Here is a 2,278-nt window from a genome sequence, read left to right as displayed (position 1 = left end):
GCACCCGCCTTTGCAGCGAGAACCCAAGAAAGAAACCACCCACCATACCGACCAAGCCCCATCGACCCGAAAGAGACAGCCATGACCCTCACCCCCTTGCTGACCCTGTGGACCCGCTTCGTCGCGCTGCTGGAAACCCTGCAGCCGCTCGCGCAGCTGGCGGCGCGGCTGTATGTCGCGCAGGCCTTCTTCCTGTCCGGCCTGACGAAGATCCGCGACTGGGACACCACGCTCGCGCTGTTCAACGACGAATACCACGTGCCGCTGCTGCCGCCCGAGCTGGCCGCGGTGATGGGCACCGGCGGCGAGCTGGTGTTGCCGGTGCTGCTGGCGCTGGGCCTGGCCGGGCGCTTCGCGGCGCTCGGGCTGTCGGTGATGAACGTCGTCGCGGTGCTGAGCCTGGCCGAGATCGCACCGGCCGCGCTGCAGCAGCACCAGTTCTGGGGCAGCCTGCTGATCGGGCTGGCACTGTGGGGGCCGGGCGCGCTGTCGCTCGACCGGCTGATCTCGGTCCGATGGGGCATTCGTCCCGGCCTGGCGCCGCGCTGACGCCCTCGGTCAAGGGCCGGGGCACAATGCGGGGTTGCACCCGCCTACCCCTTGCCCTCGATGAAGCATCTCGTTCTGCTGGGCGCCGGGCCCGCCCACCTCCAGGTGCTGCGCGAGTTCGCGGCGCAGGCGCTGCCCGCGGCGCAGGTCACGCTGGTGGCGCCCTCGCTGCGCCCGATGGCGGGCGCGGCGCTGCCCGGCTGGGTGGCCGGCCGCCGCAGCCTCGACGACAGCGTCACGCCGCTGCTGCCGCTCGCGCAGCAGGCCCATGTGACCCTGGTCGAAGGCGAGGTCGATTCGCTCGACGCCGCCGCGCGCCGCGTCACGCTCGCCGGCGGCCAGGTCATCGACTACGACGCGCTGAGCCTGGACCCCGCGCCGGTGATGGACCGCGACGCGATCGCCGGCGCCCGCGAGCATGCCCTCTTCATGCAGCCCGGCGAGCAGTTCGTGCGCCTGTGGGATGCCCTGCTCGCGCTGGCGCAGCAGCGCACGCTGAGCGTCGTCGTGGTCGGCTCGGGCATCGCCGGCGTCGAACTGTCGCTCGCGGTGCAGCGCCGCCTGGGCAAGCGGGCGCGCGTTGCGCTCGTCACCCACGGCGGCCCGCCGCTGCCCGATTTCCCGTCCTCCGCGCAGGTTCGCATGCACCGCATCCTGAAGCGCCGCAACGTCACGCTGTTCGAGGAGCGCTGCGTCGCCCTCGGCGGGCGGCAGGCGATGGTCGGCGACGGCATGCGCCTGGTCTGCGATGCGCCGCTGCTGGTGCTGCCCGGCCGCGCACCGTCGTGGGTGGATGGCAGCGGCCTGCTGCTCGATCCCGACGGCGGTGCGGCGGTCGGCCCGACGCTGCAAAGCACCTCGCACCCCGAGGTGTTCCGCGGCGACGACGACCCCGCGACACTCGCCATCAACCTGCGCCGCTTCATGGCCGGCGGGGCGCTGGTCACCGCGAAGCTGGCCCAGCCTGCGTTGCGCTGGGTCGATTGCGGCGACGGCGACGCGCTGGTCAGCTGGGGCGCCTGGTCGTTCGAGGGCCGCTTCGTCGCCTGGCTGCTGAGGCGCCGCGAGCGCGCTGCCGGCCAGCGGCACGGCAAGCCGCCGCTGCCGCTGCCGGCCGTGGCCCCGGTGGCCTCAGAAGTCGAGCGGCCGGAAAACGAGGGTCATCGGTGATGGTACGCGGCCGTTCTCGTCAGCTGGCAGCTTGGCGGTCTTGTCGATCGCGCGCATCACGGTGTCATCCCATTCCTTGACGCCACTGCTCTTCGTGATGCGCTTGCTGAGGATGGTGCCTTCCGGGCCGGTGCTCACCTCGACCTCGACCCGAGGATTGCCTTCGATGGCCGAAATCAGCGTGATGTTGGGGCGGAGCGCGCCGACGATCTTGCCGCGGTAGTTGGCCGACGGCGCCGCGTCGTGCGCGGCGGTGCCGGTGCTGGTGGCCGCACCGGTGGCGCCGGCCTGGCCGAGGATGCGCTCCAGCTGCTTCTTGCGCTGGTCCTCGGTCTGCGCCGTCTGCCGCTCGAGCTCTTTCTTCTTGCGATCAGCCTCGGCCTTGGCATCCGCTTGGCGCTTGGCTTCCTGAGCCTTCTTCTCTTCGGCTTCCTTGTCCTGCTGCGCCTTCAGCTCCTTCTGCTTGGCCTTCTCCTTCTCGATCGCGATCTGCGGATCGGGGGCCGGGGCAGGGCGCGGCGGCGGGGGCGGCGTTTCGACCTTCGGCTCGGGCTTCGGC

At 71.7% G+C, this 2,278-nt stretch carries 3 protein-coding genes; 2 read left to right on the top strand and 1 reads right to left on the bottom strand.

Annotated features, from left to right (window positions below):
- Positions 1-81 precede the first annotated feature (81 nt).
- Positions 82-549: a DoxX family protein gene (locus tag AC1DXV_RS33910; protein ID WP_477874944.1), complete on the top strand. Its 468-nt coding sequence runs from the start codon at positions 82-84 to the stop codon at positions 547-549.
- 60 nt (positions 550-609) lie between these two features.
- The gene (locus AC1DXV_RS33905; protein WP_477937962.1) at positions 610-1,719 is read left to right on the top strand and encodes an NAD(P)/FAD-dependent oxidoreductase; all 1,110 of its coding nucleotides are present in this window, start codon (positions 610-612) and stop codon (positions 1,717-1,719) included.
- On the opposite strand, the gene tolA is transcribed toward AC1DXV_RS33905, so the two are convergent.
- Positions 1,681-2,278, bottom strand: a 598-nt coding sequence (tolA, locus tag AC1DXV_RS33900; RefSeq protein WP_477937961.1) for a cell envelope integrity protein TolA, incomplete at its 5' end; no start/stop codon positions are given. The two genes, AC1DXV_RS33905 and tolA, sit on opposite strands and share 39 nt — an antisense overlap.

The organism is Rhizobacter sp. P3_C12, from assembly GCF_056402735.1.
Note: the sequence above shows the minus strand (reverse complement) of the source record. Positions and strands in the feature narration are given on the sequence as shown.